Consider the following 22,185-nt stretch of genomic DNA (forward strand, 5'->3'; position numbering starts at 1 on the left):
GGGCGGGCGGGTTGATCGTGGTATGACTCAGGACGCGACGCAGGACGCACTGCTCCGGCTGCTCTCGCAGGGCCACGGCGGGGTACTGACCACGCTCAAGCGCGACGGCCGCCCCCAGCTGTCGAACGTCACCCACGCCTACTACCCCGACGAGCGCATCATCCGGATCTCCCTCACGGACGACCGCGCCAAGACCCGCAACCTGCGCCGGGACCCCCGCGCCTCGTACCACGTGACGACACCGGACCGCTGGGCCTACACGGTCGCCGAGGGCACCGCCGACCTGACCCCGGTGGCGAAGGACCCCCACGACGACACGGTCGAGGAACTGATCCGCCTCTACCGCGACGTCCAGGGCGAGCACCCGGACTGGGACGACTACCGCGCGGCGATGGTCCGCGACGGGCGCCTGGTGCTGCGCCTGCGGGTGGAGCGGGCGTACGGGATCCCGGCCAGGGGCGACCAGGGCTGAGCCCGGCCGGCCGCGCGGTGGGGGCGTCCTACGTCCCGGGGCGCAGGGCGGAAGGCCGATGCGCCGGGCGGTGCCGGCTGCCTACGCTGGCCCGCACACCGACACCGCGCGAAGAGGTCACCATGCCCGTGAACGGCCGTAGTCACATCCGCATCGCCCGCCCTTCCCGGGACCTCGCGGCCGCCGAGCGGTTCTGGGTCGAGGGGCTCGGGCTGGGGGTCGTCTGGCGTGCGGAGGGCGGTGCCGAACCTGGCGAGCACGACCTGCTGATGCTGGGCTGGCCGGACGCCGGCTGGCACCTGGAACTCGTCCGTGAACAGGGCCGGCCCGTCGAACCCCGGCCCACCGAGGAGGACCTGCTGGTCGTCTACGTCGACGGGCCCGTACCGGACGACCTGGTGGCCCGCCTGGAGACGCACGGCGGGAAGAGGGTGCCCTCGCCGAACCCCTACTGGAACGAGTGGGGCGTCACCGTCGAGGACCCGGACGGATACCGCCTGGTGCTGTGCTCCCGGAGCTGGAGCAACACGTAGGAGGCGACGGGTGGGAGCGCGGCCGGGCCCCCGGAGCCGTGACGGCGTCCGGGGGCCCGGCGGGACGTCCTCGTAGGGTCAGGCCGTGACCGTCTCCGGCCGCGGGGCCTCGCCGGGGGTGCGGGAGCCGAGGTCCTCCGTGGCGACCTCGTGGGTCTCGCGGGCGGTCAGCGCGGCGATCACCGGGGGGACGCACAGGGCCGCCGTGAACAGGGCCACCGACGACCAGTCCGTCCCGTCGGGACCCGCGATCTGCGCCGCGAAGGTCACCGCGAAACCGGCCACGGCGAAGCCGATCTGCGTGCCGATCGCCATCCCGGACAGCCGGACCCTGGTGGAGAACATCTCCCCGTAGAAGGACGGCCAGACCCCGTTCGCCGCGCTGTAGACGACGCCGAACGTGACGATGCCGAGCAGCAGGATGAGCGGGTAGGTACCCGTGGAGACCGCCCACAGGTACAGGAACATCATCACCGCGCTGCCCACCGCGCCGATCAGGAAGACGGGGCGCCGGCCGATGCGGTCCGAGAGCGTGGCCCACAGGGGGATCGCGGCGAGCGCGACCAGGTTGGCCAGCGCGCCCACCCAGAGCATCGAGGAACGGCTCATCCCGACCGCGTCGCTCGTGGCGTACGCCAGCGCCCACACCGTGAAGATCGTGGACACCGAGGCGATGACCGCGCCGCCGATCACCCGCAGCACATCCGCCCAGTGCTCCCGCATCAGCACCGCCAACGGCAGCTTCACGACTCCCGCGGCGGCGGCCTGCCGCTCGAACGCCGGGGTCTCGGCCAGCTTGCGGCGGATCACGAAGCCGGCCACGGCGACCCCGACGCTCAGCCAGAACGGCACCCGCCAGCCCCAGGACAGCAGCTGGTCCTCGGGCAGCGCGGCGACCGGCAGGAAGACCAGCGTGGCGAGCAGCTGTCCGCCCTGGGTGCCGCTGAGGGTGAAGCTGGTGAAGAAGCCCCGCCGGTGCGGTGGCGCGTGTTCCAGGCTCATGGAGTTGGCGCTGGCCTGTTCACCGGCCGCCGAGATGCCCTGGAGCACCCGGCACAGCACCAGCAGGACCGGGGCGAGGGTGCCCACCTGGTGGCGGGTCGGCAGACAGCCGATGAGGAAGGTCGACAGGCCCATCAGGACCAGCGTGAAGACCATGATCTTCTTGCGGCCGACCCGGTCGCCGAAGTGCCCCATGAAGAGCGCGCCGATCGGCCGGGCCGCGTAGGCGACCCCGAACGTGGCCAGGGACAGCAGGGTCGCGGTGGCCGGGTCGGATTCGTCGAAGAACACCTTCGGGAAGATCAGGGCGGCGGCGCTGCCGTAGATGAAGAAGTCGTAGTACTCCAGGGCGCTGCCGATCCAGGCGGCGGTGGCGGCCTTTTTCGGTTGCCCGACGGCGTCGGCGGGGACGGACACGGCGGTGCTCCTTCGGGGGGACTCCGGGAGCTACCCAGCTAATTAACGCACTGGGTAGTTAGTAGCGGTTGTCCGAGGATGTTGCGCCCGCGTTTCCCGCGTGTCAAGAGTCCCGGGCGGAGGGATTCAGTCCGCGACGCGGTCCGCGGTCAGGTACGCGATGACCATGTCCCCGAGCATCGCGCGGTAGTGCTCGCGCTGCTCCGGGGCGACCAGATCGCGGCCGAACAGCGCCCCGAAGGTGTGCCGGTTGGCCACCCGGAAGAAGCAGAACGAGCTGATCATCGCGTGCAGGTCCACCGCGTCCACGTCGGCGGTGAACAGCCCGGACTCCTGCCCCGAGGCCAGGATGCGGCGGATCACGTCGAGCGCCGGGGAGCCGATGCGGCCGAGCTTCTCGGAGGCGGCGATGTGCTCGGCCCCGTGGATGTTCTCGATGCTGACCAGGCGGATGAAGTCGGGGTGCTGCTCGTGGTGGTCGAAGGTCACCTCGGCGAGGCGCCGGATCGCCGCGACCGGGTCCAGGTGCTCGACGTCCAGCTCCTGTTCGGCCTCGCGGATCACGCCGTACGCCCGCTCCAGGACGGCCGTGAACAGCTGCTCCTTGCCGCCGAAGTAGTAGTAGATCATCCGCTTGGTGGTGCGGGTGCGGGCCGCGATCTCGTCGACCCGGGCACCGTCGTAGCCGGCTCGCGCGAACTCCTGGGTGGCCACGTCCAGGATCTCGGACCGGGTGCGGGCCGCGTCGCGGATCCGCCCGTGCGGTCGTGCCGGTTCGTCGACGGTGGTCATCGGGTCCCTTCGGGAAGTGCGGCCGGTGCCGCAGATTCTAGAAGGCGCGGGCGAACCCTTCCCCGGCGGCGGTCCGGCTGATATAGCTAACGTACTGGTTCGTACATTAGTGACGTTCATCGATCGGCTCAGGAGGTCCGCGTGGCCAAGGACTCGTTTCTCGTCGGACTGATCGGCGCGGGCGTCGGCCCCTCGCTGAGCCCGGCGCTGCACGAGCGGGAGGCGGACCGGCAGGGCCTGCGCTATCTCTACCGGCTCATCGACATCGACGCCCTCGGCGTACCCCCCGAGGCGGTCGGCGACCTGGTGCGGGCCGCCCGTGACCTGGGCTTCGACGGGCTGAACATCACCCACCCCTGCAAGCAGCTGGTCATCGGGCACCTCGACGCGCTAGCCCCGCAGGCCGAGGCGCTCGGCGCGGTCAACACCGTCGTCTTCGAGGACGGCCGGGCGACCGGCCACAACACCGACGTCACCGGTTTCGCCGCCTCCTTCGCGCGCGGGCTGCCCGACGTGCCCCTGGAGCGGGTCGTGCAGCTGGGCGCCGGCGGTGCGGGCGCGGCCGTCGCGCACGCCGCGCTGACCCTGGGCGCCGAGCGGGTCACCGTCGTGGACGCGCTCGCCGACCGGGCCGCCCATCTCGCGACCGCCCTGAACCGGCACTTCGGCGAGGGACGCGCGGCCGCGGCCGGCCCGGAGCGGCTGCCCGCACTGCTCGCCGGGGCCGACGGCGTGGTGCACGCCACCCCCACCGGCATGGCCGCCCACCCGGGACTGCCCTTCCCGGCCGACCTGCTCCGCCCCGAGCTGTGGGTCGCCGAGGTGGTCTACCGCCCGCTGGAGACGGAACTGCTGCGGACCGCCCGTGCGTTGGGCTGTGCCACGCTCGACGGCGGCGGCATGGCGGTCTTCCAGGCGGCGGACGCGTTCCGGCTGTTCACGGGCCGCGAGCCGGGCTCGGCACGGATGCTGGCGGACATCGCGGAGCTGGCGGGCGGGGTCGCGGCACCCGGGCGGACCACGCGCTGACGTCCTGGCTCGGCCCGCAACCACCGCTCGGTCACTGCCGGTTGACGGTGCGGGTGACACCCGCGAAGACCGTGGTCGCGAGGATCCAGCCCGCGATGATGAGGGCGTACGACAGCCACTGGTACCAGCCGCTCGGCGCGAAGGCGCCCTCCTGGCCGAAGGAGATCACCGGCAGCAGCAGGTCGAGGGTGAAGAACAGCGCGTTGAAGCGCGGGGCCTCGTCCGCCTTGAGCGGCGGCGGGTGGTGCAGGCCGTAGGCGATGGTGCCGACCGCGAGCAGGGAGACCAGCCAGACCCCGGCGCGCAGCGGGTGGAAGCCGTAGCCGACGGCCGCGTCCTGGACGTGGCCCCACAGCCGCCCGTACCAGGGCAGGGTGGCGCGGCGGCGGCGCTGCTTGGCGAGCTGGACCTGCCGGGCCGCGTAGTCGTCCCCGATCCTGCGGTACGCGGCGGTCAACTGCTCGTAGGCGTGCGGGACATAGCCCTCGCGGTCCCGCTCCAGCATCGGCAGCCGGCGCGCGGGCGGTTCCTGCGGGGTGAGCGAGGTGTAGACGAGCCCGTTGAACTGCACCTCGTCCGGAACCGACTCCGGCTCCAGGAAGAGCTCGTCGATCTGGGCGCGGCGCAGGGTGAGGGCGCCCTCCATGGCGGGGCCCTTGCGGATCCACAGCTCCCCGATGGTGGTGCTGCTCGCCCTGAGTGCCGCGTCGCCGGGGTTCGACAGATGCGCGTACGAGAAGTCGAGGCGGCCCGCGATCCGGGCGCCCCGCAGACCGATCCAGCCGAAGGTGTGCACCCGGCGCAGATGAACGTCGCCCTCGACGCTGAGGGTCTGGGCGTCGAGCACGATGTCGCCCGGGTTGCTGAGCCGGGCGTCGTTGAGGTTGACGGAACCGGCCACCGAAGTGCCGTTGAGCCGTACCTCGCCGTGGGCGCGCAGCCCCGGCGCCCACAGGTCGTCGCCGATGCTCATGTGGTTGAGCTGGAGCGCGGGCTCACCGGCGCCGTCCGCGACGATCTCGGCACGGTCCATGAACAGGGCCCCGGCGATCTGCGCCCCGCCCAGCCGCACCGGTCCGTTCACCCGGCAGTCCGTCAGCCGCAGCACCGCCTCGACGTGCACGGTGGCGGCGGTGAGGCCGGGCAGTACGGAGTTGCTGAGGTTCAACTGGCGCAGCCGGCAGCCGTACAGCAGCGGTACGTCGTCGAAGTGGCAGTGGCTGAGGCGTACGGCGTGGCCGACCGTCCCGTACTGGAGGGCGAGCACACCGGTGATCCGGGCGCCCGCCAGCTTCAGGGCGGGTATCTCCCCGTCCTCCCGCGGCCCGTTGAGCATCAGGAACCGCAACACGGAGGCCCGCACGGTGCGTTCGGGGCCCCAGCCGGCGCCGCCCGCCGCGTCCTCGTCGTCCGCCGCCCGGAAGTCCACGGCCTCGCCCCGGGGAAAGGCGCGCCACACCCGCCGTTCGGCCGGGGTCAGGTTGTTGATCTCCATCAGCGGTGACTCTCCAACGCACACGCCCCGGTGTCAACAGGTCCTCGACGACGCGGACGGCCCGGGAGCCTGTGCTCCCGGGCCGTCCGCAACTGCCGTACTAGGCGCGTGTGTTCCACTCCGCGATCACCGGCCGGTCGTGCTCCGTCGACAGCCGGCTCACCGTGCCCGTGGCCAGCTGGAAGAGCCGGCCGTCCGCCGGGGCGAGGCCCAGTCGGCGGGCTGTGAGGACCCGCAGGAAGTGGGCGTGGGCCACGAGGACCACGTCGCCTTCGCCAAGCGCGGTGTCCACCCGGGCCAGCACCCGGTCGGCCCGCCGGCCGATCTGCTCCGGCGACTCCCCGGGGTGCCCTTCGGGCCCGGGCGGGACCCCGTCGGTCCACAGGTCCCAGTCGGGCCGGGTCCGGTGGATGTCGACCGTGGTGACGCCCTCGTAGGCGCCGTAGTCCCACTCGTGGAGGTCGGGGTCGGTGACGGCCCCGGTGATGCCCGCCAGTTCGGCGGTGCGTATCGCGCGGCCCAGTTCGCTGGTGAGCGCGAGCGAGAAGGTCCGGCCCGACAGGAGCGGAGCGAGCAACTTGGCCTGTTCCTCGCCGTGCTGGGTGAGGGGCAGGTCGGTCCAGCTGGTGTGCTGTCCCGACACGCTCCACTCCGTCTCGCCGTGGCGGACCAGAAGAAGATCCCCCACGACGCGCCTACTTCTTCGCTTCGACGGCGTGGCCGCCGAACTGGTTGCGCAGCGCCGCGATCATCTTCATCTGCGGGGAGTCGTCCTGACGGGACGCGAACCGGGCGAAGAGCGAGGCGGTGATCGTGGGCAGCGGCACCGCGTTGTCGACGGCCGCCTCCACGGTCCAGCGGCCCTCGCCGGAGTCCTGCGCGTAGCCCTTCAGCTTGTCCAGGTGCTCGTCCTCGTCGAGGGCGTTGACCGCGAGGTCGAGGAGCCACGAGCGGATGACGGTGCCCTCCTGCCAGGAGCGGAACACCTCCCGCACGCTGTCCACCGACTCGACCTTCTCCAGCAGCTCCCAGCCCTCGGCGTACGCCTGCATCATGGCGTACTCGATACCGTTGTGGACCATCTTGGAGAAGTGCCCGGCGCCGACCTTGCCCGCGTGGACATAGCCGTACGGCCCCTCGGGCTTGAGCGCCTCGAAGATCGGCTGGAGGCGCGCCACGTCCTCCTTCTCACCGCCGACCATCAGGGCGTAGCCGTTCTGGAGGCCCCACACACCGCCGGAGACACCTGCGTCGATGAAGCCGATGCCCTTGGCGCTCAGCTCCGCGGCGTGCTTCTCGTCGTCCGTGTAGCGGGAGTTGCCGCCGTCGACCACGGTGTCACCGGGGGACAGGAGCTCGCCGAGCTCGTCCACGACGGACTGGGTGGCGGCGCCGGCCGGCACCATCACCCACACCACGCGCGGGGCCTCGAGCTTGTCGACCAGCTCGGCGAGGCTCGCCACGTCGGAGACCTCGGGGTTGCGGTCGTAGCCGATGACGGTGTGGCCCGCGCGGCGGATCCGCTCGCGCATGTTGCCGCCCATCTTGCCCAGGCCGATGAGTCCCAACTGCATGTCAGTGCACTTCCTTCAGTTCACGGTAGGCGGCCACCAGGGCGGTGGTGGAGGGGTCGAGACCGGGGACGTCGGCGCCCTCGGTCAGGGCGGGCTCGACGCGCTTGGCGAGTACCTTGCCGAGCTCGACGCCCCACTGGTCGAAGGAGTCGATGTTCCAGACCGCGCCCTGGACGAACACCTTGTGCTCGTAGAGCGCGATGAGCTGGCCGAGGACGGAGGGGGTGAGTTCCTTCGCGAGGATCGTGGTCGTGGGGTGGTTGCCCTGGAAGGTGCGGTGCGCCACCTGCTCCTCGGGCACGCCCTCCGCGCGGACCTCCTCGGCGGTCTTGCCGAAGGCGAGCGCCTGCCCCTGGGCGAACAGGTTGGCCATCAACAGGTCGTGCTGCGCCTTGAGTTCGTCGCTCAGCTCGTCGACCGGGCGGGCGAAGCCGATGAAGTCGGCCGGGATGAGCTTGGTGCCCTGGTGGATCAACTGGTAGTACGCGTGCTGTCCGTTGGTGCCGGGCGTGCCCCACACCACCGGGCCGGTCTGCCACTCCACCGGACGGCCGTCGCGCTGCACCGACTTGCCGTTGGACTCCATGTCCAGCTGCTGGAGGTACGCGGTGAACTTGGACAGGTAGTGGCTGTAGGGCAGCACGGCGTGCGACTGGGCGTCGTGGAAGTTGCCGTACCAGATGCCCAGCAGACCAAGCAGCAGCGGGGCGTTGGCCTCGGCGGGGGCGTTGCGGAAGTGCTCGTCGACGATCCGGAAGCCGTCGAGCATCTCGCGGAAGCGGTCCGGGCCGATGGCGATCATCAGGGAGAGACCGATCGCCGAGTCGTAGGAGTAGCGGCCGCCCACCCAGTCCCAGAACTCGAACATGTTGTCCGGGTCGATACCGAAGTCCGTGACCTTCTCGGCGTTCGTCGACAGGGCCACGAAGTGCTTCGCGACGGCCTTGTCGTCGTGGAGTCCGCCGGGGCCCTCGACGAGCCAGGAGCGGGCCGAGGTGGCGTTGGTGATCGTCTCGATCGTGGTGAAGGTCTTGGACGCGACGATGAACAGGGTCTCCGCCGGGTCCAGGTCCCGCACCGCCTCGTGCAGGTCGGCGCCGTCCACGTTGGACACGAAACGGAAGGTCAGCTCCCGTGCCGTGAAGGCCCGCAGGGCCTCGTACGCCATCGCGGGACCGAGGTCGGAGCCGCCGATGCCGATGTTGACGACGTTCCTGATCCGCTTGCCGGTGTGGCCGGTCCACTCGCCGGAGCGGACCCGGTGCGCGAAGTCGCTCATCTTGTCGAGGACGGCGTGCACGCGGGGCACGACGTTCTCGCCGTCGACCTCGACGACCGCGTTCGCGGGGGCGCGCAGCGCGGTGTGCAGGACCGCCCGGTCCTCGGTGAGGTTGATCCGCTCACCGCGGAACATGGCGTCACGCAGGCCGAACACGTCGGTGGCGGCGGCCAGTTCCTGGAGCAGGGCCAGGGTCTCGTCGGTGATCAGGTGCTTGGAGTAGTCGATGCGCAGATCACCGACGCGCACGACGTACCGCTCCGCGCGCCCCGGGTCCTTCGCGAACAGCTCGCGCAGATGGGGGGTCCCCTCGGCGCGGTGGTCCTCCAGGGCCGTCCACTCGGGGCGGCGCGTCAGCAGGGGGAAGTCAGACATGAGCAGGGGTCTCCTTGCCGGCCTCGCCCCGCAGGGCGACGGCGTACATCTCGTCGGCGTCGAGGCGGCGAAGCTCCTCGGCGATGAGTTCGGAGGTGGTGCGGACCTTGAGGGCGAGGGTGCGGGACGGCTGGCCCGGCAGGGACAGCGTGGCCAGCGGGCCCTCGGGGCGGTCGATGACGATCTCGCCGTTCGCGGTGCCCAGACGGACGGCCGTGACGACCGGACCGGCGGTGACCACCCGGTCGATCTTCACCTTGAGCCGTGCCTCCAGCCAGCGTGCGAGGAGTTCGGCGGCCGGGTTGTCGGCCTCGGCCTCCACCGCGCCGGAGGTGATCTGCGCCTTGGCCTGGTCCAGCGCCGCCGCCAGCATCGAGCGCCACGGGGTCAGCCGGGTCCATGCGAGGTCGGTGTCGCCGGGCGCGTAGGAGCGCACCCGGGTGGCCAGGACGTCGAGCGGGTTCTCCACCGCGTACAGGTCGGTGATCCGGCGCTGGGCCAGCGCGCCCAGCGGGTCCTTCGCCGGGTTCTCCGGCGCGTCCACCGGCCACCACACGACCACCGGGGCGTCCGGCAGCAGCAGCGGCAGGACCACCGAGTCGGCGTGGTCGGAGACCTCGCCGTAGGTCCTGAGGATCACCGTCTCGCCGGTGCCGGCGTCGGCGCCCACCCGGACCTCGGCGTCCAGCTTGGAGGACATCCGGTCGCGGGCGGTACGGGCGTGCCGCTTGATGACGACCAGGGTGCGCGAGGGGTGCTCGTGCGAGGCCTCCTCGGCCGCCTTGATCGCGTCGTAGGCGTTCTCCTCGTCCGTGACGATCACCATCGTCAGGACCATGCCCACGGCGGGCGTCCCGATGGCGCGGCGGCCGTGCACCAGCGCCTTGTTGATCTTGCTTGCCGTGGTGTCGGTCAGGTCGATCTTCATGGCCTGCGCCAGCTCCGTCCGTCTCGTGCGAGCATCTCGTCGGCTTCCTCGGGTCCCCAGGTACCCGACGCGTACTGCGCCGGACGTCCGTGGTTCGCCCAGTGCTCCTCGATCGGGTCGAGGATCTTCCAGGACTCTTCCACTTCCTGGTGACGCGGGAACAGGTTGGCGTCACCGAGGAGGACATCCAGGATGAGCCGCTCGTACGCCTCCGGGCTGGACTCCGTGAACGACTCGCCGTACGCGAAGTCCATCGTCACGTCCCGGATCTCCATCGAGGTGCCCGGCACCTTCGACCCGAACCGGACCGTCATGCCCTCGTCCGGCTGCACCCGGATGACGATGGCGTTGGAGCCGAGCTCCTCGGTGGCCGTCGTGTCGAACGGCGAGTGCGGGGCCGTCTGGAAGACGACCGCGATCTCGGTGACCCGGCGGCCCAGCCGCTTGCCGGTGCGCAGGTAGAAGGGGACGCCCGCCCAGCGGCGGTTGTCGACGTTCAGCCTGATGGCGGCGTAGGTGTCCGTGGTGGAGGTCTTGTCGATGCCCTCCTCCTCCAGATACCCGAGCACCTTCTCGCCGCCCTGCCAGGCACCCGCGTACTGCCCGCGCACGGCGCTCTTGCCGATGTCCTCCGGCAGCTTCACGGCCCGCAGGACCTTCAGCTTCTCGGTGAGCAGCGACTCGGCGTCGAAGGCGGCCGGCTCCTCCATGGCGGTGAGCGCCATCAGCTGGAGCAGGTGGTTCTGGATGACGTCACGGGCGGCGCCGATGCCGTCGTAGTAGCCGGCCCGGCCGCCGATGCCGATGTCCTCGGCCATCGTGATCTGCACGTGGTCCACGAAGGACCGGTTCCAGATCGGCTCGTACATCTGGTTGGCGAAGCGCAGCGCCAGGATGTTCTGGACGGTCTCCTTGCCCAGGTAGTGGTCGATCCGGAACACCTGGTCCGGCTCGAACACGTCGTGCACGAGGGCGTTGAGCTCGCGGGCGCTCTTCAGGTCGCGGCCGAACGGCTTCTCGATGACCGCGCGCCGCCAGGACCCCTCGGGGGCGTCCGCGAGGCCGTGCTTCTTGAGCTGCTTCACGACCTTCGGGAAGAACTTCGGCGGCACGGACAGGTAGAAGGCGTAATTGCCGCTGGTCCCGCGAGCCTTGTCGAGGTCCTCGACGGTCTGGCGGAGCTGCTTGAACGCCGTGTCGTCGTCGAAGTCGCCCGGGATGAACCGCATGCCCTCGGCGAGCTGCTGCCAGACCTCCTCACGGAACTCGGTCCGCGCGTGCTCGCGCACCGAGTCGTGCACGATCTGCGCGAAGTCCTCGTCCTCCCAGTCCCGGCGGGCGAACCCGACGAGCGAGAAACCCGGCGGGAGCATGCCGCGGTTGGCGAGGTCGTAGACGGCAGGCATCAGCTTCTTGCGGGACAGGTCGCCGGTGACGCCGAAGATGACGAGACCGGAGGGCCCGGCGATCCGGGGGAGACGCCGATCGCGCTCGTCGCGCAGCGGGTTCTCCCAGTCGGCGGTGATGGTCATTCCGCGTCAACTCCCTTGCTGTTCAGCGACTTGGTGACGGCGTCCAGCAGGTCCTGCCAGGCCACCTCGAACTTGGCGACACCCTCGTCCTCCAGCTGCCGCACGACTTCGTCGTAGGAGATCCCGAGCGCCTCCACGGCGGCCAGGTCGGCGCGGGCCTGCGCGTAGCCGCCGGTCACCGTGTCGCCGGTGATGCCGCCGTGGTCGGCGGTGGCGTTGAGCGTGGCCTCGGGCATGGTGTTGACCGTGCCGGGCGCGACCAGGTCGTCGACGTAGAGGGTGTCCTTGTAGGCCGGGTCCTTCACGCCGGTCGAGGCCCACAGCGGGCGCTGCCGGTTGGCGCGGGCGTCGCCGAGGGAGTTCCAGCGCTCACCGGAGAAGACCTCCTCGTAGGCCTGGTAGGCGAGCCGCGCGTTGGCGAGCGCCGCCCTGCCCTTGAGAGCGAGGGCCTGCTCCGTGCCGAGGACGGTGAGCCGCTTGTCGATCTCGGAGTCGACCCGGGAGACGAAGAAGGAGGCGACCGAGTGGATCGTGGCGAGGTCAAGGCCCCTCCTCGCGGCCTTCTCCAGGCCCGCCAGGTAGGCGTCCATGACCTCGCGGTAGCGCTCCAGCGAGAAGATCAGCGTGACGTTGACGCTGATGCCGAGGGCGATGACCTCGGTGATCGCGGGGAGGCCGGCCTTCGTCGCCGGGATCTTGATCATGACGTTCGGGCGGTCCACCAGCCAGGCGAGCTGCTTGGCCTCGGCGACCGTCGCCCGGGTGTTGTGGGCGAGACGGGGGTCCACCTCGATGGAGACCCGGCCGTCCCGGCCGCCGGTGGCGTCGTACACCGGGCGCAGCACGTCGGCGGCGGCGCGGACGTCGGCGGTCGTCATCATCCGTACGGCCTCGTCGACCGTCACGCCCCGGGCGGCGAGGTCGCTCAGCTGCTCCTCGTAGCCCGCTCCGGAGCCGATGGCGGCCTGGAAGATGGAGGGGTTGGTGGTGACGCCGACGACGTGCTTCGTGGCGACGAGCTCGGCGAGGTTCCCGGACTCGATCCGCTTGCGTGACAGGTCGTCCAGCCAGATGGAGACGCCCTCGTCGGACAGGCGCTTGAGTGCTCCCGCGGTCGCGGTAGCTTCGGTCACTTTGATCATCTTCTTTCTGGCGGTCGGATCAACCACGCGCGGCGGCCAGCGATTCCCTGGCTGCTGCGGCGACGTTCTCGGCGGTGAAGCCGTACTCGGCGAACAGGGTCTTCGCGTCGGCGGAGGCGCCGAAGTGTTCGAGGGAGACGATGCGTCCTGCGTCACCAATGAAGCGGTACCACGTCAGACCGATACCGGCCTCGATTGCGACGCGGGCTCGCACGGACGGCGGAAGGACCCGGTCCCGGTACTCCTTCGGCTGCTGCTCGAACCACTCCACGGACGGCATCGACACCACCCGGGTGCCGACCCCCTCGGCCTCCAGCCGCTCCCGCGCGGCGACGGCGAGGTGCACCTCGGAGCCGGTGGCGATGAGGACGACGTCGGGGGTCTCCTTCGACGACTCGGCAAGGACGTACCCGCCCTTGGCCGCGTCCGGGTTCGGCGCGTAGGTCGGCACACCCTGGCGGGTGAGCGCGAGGCCGTGCGGGGCCGGGTCGGTGGCGTGCCGCTTCAGGATCTCGGCCCAGGCGATCGCCGTCTCGTTGGCGTCGGCCGGACGGACCACGTTCAGGCCCGGGATGGCGCGCAGCGAGGCCAGGTGCTCGACCGGCTGGTGCGTCGGGCCGTCCTCACCGAGACCGATGGAGTCGTGCGTCCAGACGTAGGTGACGGGCAGCTGCATCAGCGCGGACAGCCGGACCGCGTTGCGCATGTAGTCGGAGAACACCAGGAAGGTGCCGCCGTAGATCCGGGTGTTGCCGTGCAGCGCGATGCCGTTCATCTCGGCGGCCATCGAGTGCTCGCGAATCCCGAAGTGGACCGTTCGGCCGTACGGGTCGGCCTCCGGCAGGGGGTTGCCCTCCGGGAGGAAGGAGCTGGTCTTGTCGATGGTGGTGTTGTTCGAGCCGGCGAGGTCGGCGGAACCGCCCCACAGCTCGGGCAGCACCGGGCCGAGCGCCTGGAGGACCTTGCCGGAGGCGGCCCGGGTCGCGACCGAGGCGCCCTCCTCGAACACGGGGATCGCGGACTCCCAGCCCTCGGGGAGCTGGCCCGCGACCACCCGGTCGAACAGCCGCGCCCGCTCGGGCTGCTCACCGCGCCACGCGGAGATCTGCTTGTCCCAGGCCGCGTGCGCCTCGGCACCCCGGTCCAGGGCCTGACGGGTGTGGGCGAGGACCTCGTCGGCGACCTCGAAGCTCTTGTCCGGGTCGAAGCCGAGGACGCGCTTGGTGGCGGCGACCTCGTCGGCGCCGAGCGCGGAGCCGTGGGCGGCCTCGGTGTTCTGCGCGTTCGGGGCGGGCCAGGCGATGATCGTGCGCATCGCGATGATCGAGGGGCGCCGGGTCTCGGCCTGGGCCGCCTTCAGGGCCGCGTGGAGGGCCTGAACGTCGATGTCGCCGTCGGCGCCGGGCTCGATGCGCTGGGTGTGCCAGCCGTAGGCCTCGTAGCGCCCCAGGACGTCCTCGGAGAACGCGGTCGCGGTGTCGCCCTCGATGGAGATGTGGTTGTCGTCGTAGAGGAAGACCAGGTTGCCGAGCTTCTGGTGGCCGGCGAGGGAGGAGGCCTCGGCGGAGATGCCCTCCTGGAGGTCTCCGTCGGAGACGATCGCCCAGATGGTGTGGTCGAAGGGGGACTCGCCCTCGGGGGCCTCGGGGTCGAACAGGCCGCGCTCGTAGCGGGCGGCCATCGCCATGCCGACGGCGTTGGCGACACCCTGGCCGAGCGGCCCGGTGGTGGTCTCCACGCCTGCGGTGTGCCCGTACTCGGGGTGACCGGGCGTCTTGGAGCCGTGGGTGCGGAAAGCCTTCAGGTCGTCGAGCTCCAGCTCGTACCCGGAGAGGAAGAGCTGGGTGTAGAGCGTCAGCGAGGTGTGGCCGGGGGAGAGGACGAAGCGGTCACGGCCGGTCCACTCGGGGTCCGCCGGGTCGTGCCGCATCACCTTCTGAAAGATCGTGTACGCCGCCGGGGCCAGGGCCATCGCGGTCCCCGGGTGTCCGTTGCCGACCTGCTGCACGGCATCGGCCGCCAGAAGGCGGGCGGTGTCGACGGCACGCCGGTCGAGTTCGGTCCATTCGAAGGTGTCCGGTGTCTGCGTGCTCATCTTCAAGAAGTCCTCGATCGGAGCGGGATTGCTGGTCTGACGTGTTCGAACTTAAAAGTCTGACTTTTACGGGGGAAGGTCGCGGTGTGCCAGCCTGTGGTGAAAGTGGGACACGGAACGCTTCAGGCGGGCGGCGCGAGAAGGACATGGCGGACAGAACGACCCAAGGCTCCATCCAAGGCGGAGCCGATGACGGCCAGGTGGACGGGATCAGAACGTTCCCCTTTCCCGTCGAGCTCAGCGTGGGCGGAGTGGGCATGCAGGTGGGGCCCATGGGAACCGACCGCACCTGGCATGCGGATGCCCCGCTGGAGCGTGTGCACCGCATCGACTTCCATGTCGTGATGCTCTTCGACGGCGGGCCCGTCCGCCACATGATCGACTTCGCCGAGTACGAGGCGACGGCGGGCGACCTGTTGTGGATCCGCCCGGGCCAGGTCCACCGTTTCTCCCCGACGAGCGAGTACCGCGGAACCGTGCTCACCATGCAACCCGGGTTCCTGCCGCGGGCGACGGTGGAGGCGACGGGGCTCTACCGCTACGACCTGCCGCCCCTGCTGCGGCCCTCGGAGCCGCAGTTGGCCGGACTCACAGCGGGACTGGCCCAGCTCCAGCGGGAGTACGAGGACACGGCGACCCTCCCGCTGAGCCTGCACACCGCGGTCCTGCGGCACACCCTGACGGCGTTCCTGCTGCGCCTCGCCCATCTGGCGGCGAGCTCGGCGGACGCGGGGCGGCAGGCGGAGTCGACGTTCACCCTGTTCCGGGACGCCGTGGAGAAGGGGTTCGCCACCAACCACAGCGTCAGCGCCTACGCCGACGCGCTCGGTTACTCCCGCCGGACCCTGGTGCGCGCGGTCCGCGCGGCGACGGGGGAGACCCCCAAGGGGTTCATCGACAAGCGGGTGGTCCTGGAGGCCAAGCGCCTGCTGGCCCACACGGACCTGCCGATCAGCCGGGTGGGGGCGGCGATCGGCTTCCCGGACGCGGCGAACTTCTCGAAGTTCTTCCAGCAGCACACGGAGATGACACCCGCTGCGTTCCGCGCGGAACTGCGCTGACTTCTCGGCACGTTCCGCGCGGAACTGCGCCGAGTTCTCGGAGAGTTGAGCGCGGGTCAGGTTTGTCATGTCCATTTGACCGAGTCTTTGCCGTGCATGACCCGTACGAGGGGCGAACTTTGCCCGGCGTGACCCGCGGTTCGCCCGGCCTTCACTCAGGGCCGGTCCGAGCCCCCTACTGTTGCCGCGCCGCCACCCCCACGAACGTCCGTCACCTCTGTCCGGAGGACAGTCATGGCCGCCGTCAAGGCACCCTCGCGCAACCGACGTTCCCTCTCCGCGCTCGCCGGAGCCCTCGCCCTCACCGCCGCCTCGATCGGCGTGTGGGCGGCGACCGCCACCACCGCCCAGGCCGCCGCTCTCCCCACCCCCGACCACGTGGTCGTCGTGGTCATGGAGAACCACGCCTACTCCCAGGTCATCGGCAGCTCCAGCGCCCCCTACCTCAACAACACGCTCAAGGCGGGGGGCGCGAACCTCACCCAGTCCTACGGCCTCACCCACCCGAGCGAGCCGAACTACTACATGCTGTTCTCCGGCTCCAACCAGGGCCGCACCGACGACAGTTGCGTGAGCGTCGGATCGATCTCCGCCCCCAACCTCGCCTCGGAGCTCATCGCGGTGGGCAAGACGTGGGCGAGCTACAACGAGTCGCTGCCCAGCCAGGGTTCGACGACGTGCAGCAGCGGCAACTACGCGCAGAAGCACAACCCCTGGTTCGGCTTCTCCAACGTGCCGACCAGCACGGCCAAGACGTTCGCGCAGTTCCCGACCGACTACACCACCCTGCCCAAGGTCTCCTTCGTCGTCCCGAACCTGTGCAGCGACATGCACGACTGCTCGGTCTCCACGGGTGACACCTGGATCAAGAACAACCTGGGCGCCTACGCCACCTGGGCCCAGACCCACAACAGCATCCTGGCCGTCACCTTCGACGAGGACAACAAGCTCTCCGGCAACCGGATCCCCACCCTCTTCTACGGGCAGCACGTCACCCCGGGCAGCACCAGCTCCACCACCTACAACCACTACAACGTGCTGCGCACGATCGAGGACCTGGCCGGCCTGAGCACCCACGCGGGCAACGCCGCCTCGGCCGCCGACATCACCGGCATCTGGAACTGACGCCGGTGTACCTCGCGGACTCCCGCTCCACGGACGCCCGCGGCACCCAGGCCGCCGCCGCACCGGACACCCCTCCGGTGCGGCGGCGGGCCGTCGTGCCGTCCACCGTGCTCGCCCTGGGCGCGGTCAGCCTCATCACGGACGTCTCCTCCGAGATGGTCACCGCCGTCCTGCCGCTGTACGTGGTCGCGGGCCTCGGCCTGTCCCCGCTCGGCTTCGGCCTCCTCGACGGCATCAACAACGGGGTCGGCGCCCTGGTCCGGCTGGCCGGCGGCCATCTCGCCGACCGGGGAGGCCGGCGGCACAAGCTCGTCGCGGGCCTCGGCTACGGCCTCTCGGCGCTGTGCAAACCGCTTCTGCCGCTCGCGCACACGCTGCCCGTCCTCGGCGCGGTGCTCGCGGTCGACCGCACCGGCAAGGGCCTGCGTACGGCCCCGCGCGACGCGATGATCTCGCTGGCCACCGAACCCGCCCACCGCGGGCGGGCGTTCGGCGTCCACCGCGCCATGGACACCACCGGCGCCCTCCTCGGGCCCCTGATCGCCTTCGCCGTCCTGCGGGCCACTGTCGACGGCTACGACGCGGTCTTCACGGTCAGCGCCTGCGTGGCCGTGCTCGGCGTCCTGGTACTGGTGCTGTTCGTGCCCCGGCACATCGACGCTCCCGCGGACGCCGTACGACCGCCTGAAGCCGTACGACCGCCCGACGCCGTACGGTCGTCCCAGCCGCCCGACGCCGTACGGTCGTCCCAGCCGCCCGGTGCCGTACGGCCGCCCCGGCCTCCCGAGCCGTCCCGGCCCCCGGCGGTGCGCGACGCGCTCGGGCTCCTGCGCCGGCCGGACCTGCGGCGGCTCACGGTGTGCGCGGCCCTGCTGGGCCTGACCACTGTCAGCGACTCCTTCCTGTACCTGCTGCTCCAGCGCGAGGGCGATCTGCCCGCCCACCTGTTCCCGCTGCTGCCTCTCGGTACCGCCGCCTCCTTCCTGCTGCTCGCCGTCCCGGTGGGTGCGCTCGCCGACCGCGTCAGCCGCCGCAGGCTCTTCCTGGCCGGCCACGGCGTCCTGCTGCTCGGCTACGGCCTGGTGCTCTGCCCTTGGCACGGCGTCCCGGCGGTGCTCGCCGTCCTCGTGCTGCACGGCACCTTCTACGCGGCCACCGACGGAGTCCTCGCCGCTGCCACCGCCTCGGTCGTCCCGGACCGGCACCAGGGAGCCGGGCAGGCACTGGTCGGCACCGGCCAGGCGCTGGCCCGGTTCGTCTGCTCGCTCGCCTTCGGCGCGGCCTGGAGCCTGTGGGACGGGCGGACCGCGCTCACCGTCACCGCGGCCGCGCTCGCCGTGAGCACCGTCGTGGCCGCGTCAGTGCTCCGGACCGTCGACGGGGCTCCCACGACCGCGACCCCCCAGGAGGCGCGCGCATGACACGGACGACCCGTCTGGTCACCCTCCTGGTCGCCGTCCTGCTGCTGGGCGCGGTCGGCACCGGGGCGGTGCTGCACGCCGCCCACCGCTCGGGTCTGAAGGACGAGCAGCAGGCCGACGGACCCACCGTGCGGGCCGGTACCGTCTCGCTGCGGCCCACGGCCCCGCGCCGGCTGCTGGTCCGCAACCTGGCCTGGGGCCCGCACCGCGACGAGATCGCGACCGTGCCCGCCGACGACCCCGGGGGCCCGCGCACCGCGTCGGGCGTGAAGTGCCTGCGCTTCCACGCCGCGGCCGGCACCGGCATCTGCCTCCAGGCCGTGCACGGCGCCCTGGAGGACACCTACCGCGCGGTGGTCCTCGACTCCCAACTGCGCGTACGGCACCGCTTCCCGGCCGCGGGCGTCCCCACCCGGGCCCGGGTCTCGCCCTCCGGACACATGGTCGCCTGGACGGTGTTCGTCAGCGGCGACTCGTACGCCGGGACGAACTTCTCCACCCGCACGGCCGTCGTCGACACCCGCACCTGGACGATCGACGACAACCTGGAGACCTTCCGCGTCATCAAGGACGGCCGGACCCACCACGCGGCGGACACCAACATCTGGGGCGTCACCTTCGCCGACGACGACCGCTTCTACGCCACGCTCGCCACCGGCGGCCGGACCTACCTGGTCCGCGGCGACGTCACCGCCCGCACCCTCACCACCCTGCACGGCAACGTCGAGTGCCCGTCCCTGTCGCCGGACGGCACCCGCGTCGCGTACAAGAAACGCGTCAAGGGGGCCTCGCCGGACGCCCCTTGGCGGCTGTACGTGCTGGACCTGCGGACCATGAAGGAGACCGCGACCGCCGAGTCCCGCAACGTCGACGACCAGGCCCTGTGGTCCGACGACCGCACCCTCGTCTACGCCCTGCCCGGTGACTACGGCTCGGACCTGTGGACGGTCCCCGCAGACGGCACCGGCACGGCCCGCCGTCTGATGACGTCGGCGGTCGCCCCCGCCTACCTGGGCTGAGGCGGGCCTGCCCCGGGAGACCGCGCCGGCCTCCCGGGGCAGGTTCGACCAGGCTGTCAGTGACCGAAGCTGAACCAGTTCACGTTCACGAAGTCGGCCGGCTGGCCGCTGGTGAAGGTCAGATAGACGGAGTGGGTGCCGGTGACCCGGCTGATGTTCGCCGGGACCGTTCTCCAGGACTGCCAGCCGCCCGTGTTGGCGATCGAGAAGCTGCCGACCGGGGCCGCCGTCGGGCTGTCCAGCCGTACCTCTACCAGACCGCTCACCCCGCCGGCCGCGCCGCTCGCCACCCGGGCGAAGAACTGGGTGGCCCCGGTGGAACCGAAGTCGACGTTCTGGTAGAGCGCCCAGTCGCCGTTGGCCAGCGAGGCGATGTTCTGGCCGCCCCCGGTGTCGGTCGTGGCCTCGGTGCCGACCCCGTTCTGGCCGTTGAAGGACTCCGCCTGGATCGTGCCGTAGGCGTCACGGCCGCCGGTCGGCGGGGGAGTGGTACCGCCTCCGCCCGAGGAGAGCACCTGCACGTAGTCCACGACCATGGGCACCCCGGACTGCGTGCCGGAGTCCAGCCCGCCGCCGAACGCGTCCGGGAACGCGCCGCCCATCGCCACGTTGAGGATGATGAAGTACCCGTGGTTGGTGGCGTTGGCCCAGGTCGTCGCGTCCACCTGGCTCGCGTTGACGGAGTGGAACTGGGTGCCGTCGACGTAGAAGCGGATCGTCTCGGGGCTCACCGAGCGGTCCCACTCCAGGGTGTAGGTGTGGAAGGCGGACTGGCAGGTCGCGCCGGGACAGGGGACGTTGTTGCCGATGCCCGTCGTCTCGTTGCAGGGGCCGCCCGGGTTGGTGCCGCAGTGCATGGTGGCCCACACGCGGTTCATGCCCTGGACGTTCTCCATGATGTCCAGCTCACCGACGCCCGGCCAGTTCTGGTAGTTGCCGCGGTAGGGCGCACCCAGCATCCAGAACGCGGGCCAGTAGCCCTCGGCGGCGGTGCCGGTGACGTTCGGCATCTGGATACGGGCCTCGACGCGCAGCTTGCCGCCGGCCGGAGGCTGGAAGTCGGTGCGGTTGGTCTCGATGCGGCCCGAGGTCCAGTTGCCGGCCGCGTTGCGCAGCGGGGTGATGCGCAGGTTGCCGTTGCCGTCCAGCGCCACGTTGCCGGTGCTGTTGGTCATCGTCTCGACCTCGCCGGTGCCCCAGTTCGCGGGGCCTCCCGGATACGAAGTCCCGGTCGCGTACTGCCAGTTCGAGGTGTTGACGCCGGTCCCCGCGGTGCCGTTGAAGTCGTCCACGAAGACCTGCGACCAGCCGGTCGGCGGGGTGGGGGCGGAGGCGTCGGCGGGGAGGGTGGCGGCGGTCGCGAGGGCCGCGGCCAGACCGAGGGTGCTCAGGACGGCGACGAGGGCCCGCCGCCGTCTGGGTATACCGGAGGTTTCGCTCATGGGGGTGCCTCTCGGGTACGGGGGGAAGTGAGCGCGGGTGTCTTCGGGAGCCTTTGAGAGCGCTCTCAAAGTGGGCCCAATGTGCTCGCAGTCACTCCGGCCGTCAAGAGGTTGAGCCGTGAAAGTCGTTTCGTCCCTGGTGAGTTCACCCTCTGAAACCGGGCGCGCCCACTGGACGGCGTACCCGTTGGAAGAGGCGCCCGCTAGACGGCGCTGGCCGCCTTCCAGTCCGCCCACGACAGGTTCCAGCCGTTGAGCCCGTTCGACGGCTCCACCGTCTTCTCGCCGGAGTTCTTCACGATCACGACGTCGCCGAGCATGGAGCTCTCGTAGAACTTGTAGCCGTCCACGGACCTGTCGCTCGCGCCCTTCGCGTCGTGCAGGCCGACGCAGCCGTGGCTGGTGTTCCTGTGGCCGAACACCGCGGTGGACGCCCAGTAGTTGCCGTGTACGAAAGTCCCGGAGGTGGTCAGGCGCTGGGCGTGCGGGACGTCGGAGATGTCGTACTCGTCGCCGAGCCCGACCGTCGAGGACTCCATGCGGGTCTGCTTGAACCGCTCACTGATGACCATGATCCCGGACCAGGTGGTGTGGTCGGAGTCGCCGCCGGAGACGGGATAGGTGGCGATGGTCGAGCCGTCGCGCCTGACCGTCATCTCCTTGGTGGCCAGATCGACCGTGCTGATCTGCTCGCGGCCGATGTGGAAGGTGACGTCCTTCGCCTGAACGCCGTAGACGCCGTCCGTGCCCTGGACGTCCTTGAGCCGCAGGCTCAGCGTGATCTTCGTGCCGGGTGCCCAGTAGGTCTCGGGGCGGAAGTCGAGCCGGGTGTCGCTGAACCAGTGGCCCACGATCTCCACCGCGGGCTCGGCGGTCACGGTGATCGCCTTCTGGACGGCGGCCCGGTCGGACACGGCGTGGGTGAAGTTCAGCGACACCGGCATGCCCACGCCGGAGGTGGAGTTCGCCTCCGGGGTGAAGTAGCCCACGAAGGTCTCGCCGGGGGACTTGGTGGTGAAGGTCGTCGTCCGGGCGGTCCCGCCTGCGGTGGTCGCCGTGACCGTGTACTTCGTGCCCGAGTACGGGTTCCTCGCCGAAGTCCACCTGGTCCTCGTCGCGTTGAGGGTCCCGGCCAGCGTGGAGCCGTCGTTGCCGGTCACCTTCACGGAGGCCAGCGTGCCGTCGGTGACGGTGACCTGGACGGGGCTCGCGAAGTCGGCCCTGGTGGTGCCGTCGGCGGGGGTGACCGCTATGGCCGCCTTCTTCGCGGCGGCCCGTGCGGACGGGGGCGCGGACGACTCCGTGGCGTCCGAGGCGTCCGCGGAGTCGCCGCATCCCGTCAGGACGGCGGCGGCGGGCACGGCGCCCAGGGCGGCGAGCAGCCCGCGCCGCGACCACCTCTCCCTCTCTCGTCCGGACCGGTTCGATATGTGCGGGACGCCCACGGCACAC

The 22,185-nt window shown here is 70.9% G+C and carries 19 protein-coding genes; 7 read left to right on the forward strand and 12 right to left on the reverse strand.

What is annotated here, in order from left to right:
* The first annotated feature begins 22 nt into the window (after positions 1-22).
* Both IF54_RS0105120 and IF54_RS0105125 read left to right on the forward strand, forming a co-directional pair.
* Positions 23-472 carry a PPOX class F420-dependent oxidoreductase gene (locus IF54_RS0105120; RefSeq protein ID WP_030314937.1) on the forward strand — a complete coding sequence of 150 codons (450 nt, stop codon included), beginning with the start codon at positions 23-25 and terminating at the stop codon, positions 470-472.
* A 122-nt stretch (positions 473-594) separates the two neighbouring features.
* A complete protein-coding gene (locus tag IF54_RS0105125) occupies positions 595-1,005 on the forward strand; it encodes a VOC family protein (RefSeq protein WP_030314938.1) in 411 nt (136 codons plus the stop codon).
* 78 nt (positions 1,006-1,083) lie between these two features.
* Here the strand turns inward: IF54_RS0105125 and IF54_RS0105130 are convergent, their stop codons facing one another.
* Positions 1,084-2,424, reverse strand: a complete 1,341-nt coding sequence (locus tag IF54_RS0105130) for an MFS transporter (protein WP_030314940.1) — start codon at positions 2,422-2,424, stop codon at positions 1,084-1,086.
* Between the two features lie 126 nt (positions 2,425-2,550).
* A complete protein-coding gene (locus IF54_RS0105135; protein WP_030314941.1) occupies positions 2,551-3,216 on the reverse strand; it encodes a TetR/AcrR family transcriptional regulator in 666 nt (221 codons plus the stop codon).
* 141 nt (positions 3,217-3,357) lie between these two features.
* Here IF54_RS0105135 and IF54_RS0105140 point away from each other — a divergent pair, with 141 nt between their 5' ends.
* Positions 3,358-4,245, forward strand: coding sequence for a shikimate dehydrogenase (locus IF54_RS0105140; RefSeq protein ID WP_030314944.1), 888 nt, complete (start codon positions 3,358-3,360; stop codon positions 4,243-4,245).
* Between the two features lie 31 nt (positions 4,246-4,276).
* Here the strand turns inward: IF54_RS0105140 and IF54_RS0105145 are convergent, their stop codons facing one another.
* The 8 genes from IF54_RS0105145 to tkt form a co-directional block, all read right to left on the reverse strand.
* Positions 4,277-5,740, reverse strand: a complete 1,464-nt coding sequence (locus tag IF54_RS0105145; RefSeq protein ID WP_030314946.1) for a hypothetical protein — start codon at positions 5,738-5,740, stop codon at positions 4,277-4,279.
* A gap of 100 nt (positions 5,741-5,840) precedes the next feature.
* The gene (locus IF54_RS0105150) at positions 5,841-6,428 is read right to left on the reverse strand and encodes a histidine phosphatase family protein (RefSeq protein WP_030314948.1); all 588 of its coding nucleotides are present in this window, start codon (positions 6,426-6,428) and stop codon (positions 5,841-5,843) included.
* A gap of 7 nt (positions 6,429-6,435) precedes the next feature.
* The gene (gene gnd / locus IF54_RS0105155; RefSeq protein WP_030314950.1) at positions 6,436-7,314 is read right to left on the reverse strand and encodes a phosphogluconate dehydrogenase (NAD(+)-dependent, decarboxylating); all 879 of its coding nucleotides are present in this window, start codon (positions 7,312-7,314) and stop codon (positions 6,436-6,438) included.
* A gap of 1 nt (position 7,315) precedes the next feature.
* Positions 7,316-8,968 (reverse strand): glucose-6-phosphate isomerase, encoded by a 1,653-nt coding sequence (pgi, locus tag IF54_RS0105160; protein WP_030314952.1) that lies wholly within the window; start codon positions 8,966-8,968, stop codon positions 7,316-7,318.
* Positions 8,961-9,896: a glucose-6-phosphate dehydrogenase assembly protein OpcA gene (opcA, locus tag IF54_RS0105165; protein WP_030314954.1), complete on the reverse strand. Its 936-nt coding sequence runs from the start codon at positions 9,894-9,896 to the stop codon at positions 8,961-8,963. Before opcA ends, pgi begins: the two co-directional genes overlap by 8 nt.
* On the reverse strand, positions 9,893-11,428 hold the full coding sequence (gene zwf, locus IF54_RS0105170; RefSeq protein ID WP_030314957.1) for a glucose-6-phosphate dehydrogenase: 1,536 nt from the start codon (positions 11,426-11,428) through the stop codon (positions 9,893-9,895). The genes opcA and zwf overlap by 4 nt, the downstream gene beginning before the upstream one ends.
* Entirely contained in the window at positions 11,425-12,570 is a 1,146-nt protein-coding gene (tal, locus tag IF54_RS0105175; RefSeq protein ID WP_030314958.1) for a transaldolase, read from the reverse strand. Before tal ends, zwf begins: the two co-directional genes overlap by 4 nt.
* A gap of 19 nt (positions 12,571-12,589) precedes the next feature.
* Positions 12,590-14,665 carry a transketolase gene (gene tkt, locus IF54_RS0105180; protein ID WP_030314960.1) on the reverse strand — a complete coding sequence of 692 codons (2,076 nt, stop codon included), beginning with the start codon at positions 14,663-14,665 and terminating at the stop codon, positions 12,590-12,592.
* A gap of 146 nt (positions 14,666-14,811) precedes the next feature.
* Between tkt and IF54_RS0105185 the strand changes: the two genes are divergently transcribed.
* The 4 genes from IF54_RS0105185 to IF54_RS0105200 all read left to right on the forward strand — a co-directional run bounded on the left by IF54_RS0105185 (position 14,812) and on the right by IF54_RS0105200 (position 19,291).
* Positions 14,812-15,726 carry a helix-turn-helix domain-containing protein gene (locus IF54_RS0105185; protein ID WP_030314962.1) on the forward strand — a complete coding sequence of 305 codons (915 nt, stop codon included), beginning with the start codon at positions 14,812-14,814 and terminating at the stop codon, positions 15,724-15,726.
* A 234-nt stretch (positions 15,727-15,960) separates the two neighbouring features.
* Positions 15,961-16,851 (forward strand): alkaline phosphatase family protein, encoded by an 891-nt coding sequence (locus tag IF54_RS0105190; protein ID WP_030314964.1) that lies wholly within the window; start codon positions 15,961-15,963, stop codon positions 16,849-16,851.
* Positions 16,852-16,856: 5 nt separating this feature from the next.
* Positions 16,857-18,272, forward strand: coding sequence for an MFS transporter (locus tag IF54_RS0105195; RefSeq protein ID WP_030314966.1), 1,416 nt, complete (start codon positions 16,857-16,859; stop codon positions 18,270-18,272).
* Positions 18,269-19,291 carry a hypothetical protein gene (locus tag IF54_RS0105200; RefSeq protein ID WP_030314969.1) on the forward strand — a complete coding sequence of 341 codons (1,023 nt, stop codon included), beginning with the start codon at positions 18,269-18,271 and terminating at the stop codon, positions 19,289-19,291. Before IF54_RS0105195 ends, IF54_RS0105200 begins: the two co-directional genes overlap by 4 nt.
* 56 nt (positions 19,292-19,347) lie before the next feature.
* Here IF54_RS0105200 and IF54_RS0105205 read toward each other — a convergent pair whose 3' ends face one another.
* Both IF54_RS0105205 and IF54_RS0105210 read right to left on the reverse strand, forming a co-directional pair.
* Complete coding sequence (locus tag IF54_RS0105205; RefSeq protein ID WP_030314971.1) at positions 19,348-20,733, reverse strand: glycoside hydrolase family 16 protein; 1,386 nt, start codon at positions 20,731-20,733, stop codon at positions 19,348-19,350.
* 203 nt (positions 20,734-20,936) lie between these two features.
* A complete protein-coding gene (locus IF54_RS0105210) occupies positions 20,937-22,178 on the reverse strand; it encodes a L,D-transpeptidase (RefSeq protein ID WP_030314973.1) in 1,242 nt (413 codons plus the stop codon).
* Between the last annotated feature and the right edge of the window lie 7 nt (positions 22,179-22,185).

Origin of the sequence: Streptomyces sp. NRRL B-3229 (assembly GCF_000719505.1) — a bacterium.
GTDB classification, from domain to species: Bacteria; Actinomycetota; Actinomycetes; order Streptomycetales; family Streptomycetaceae; genus Streptomyces; species Streptomyces griseorubiginosus.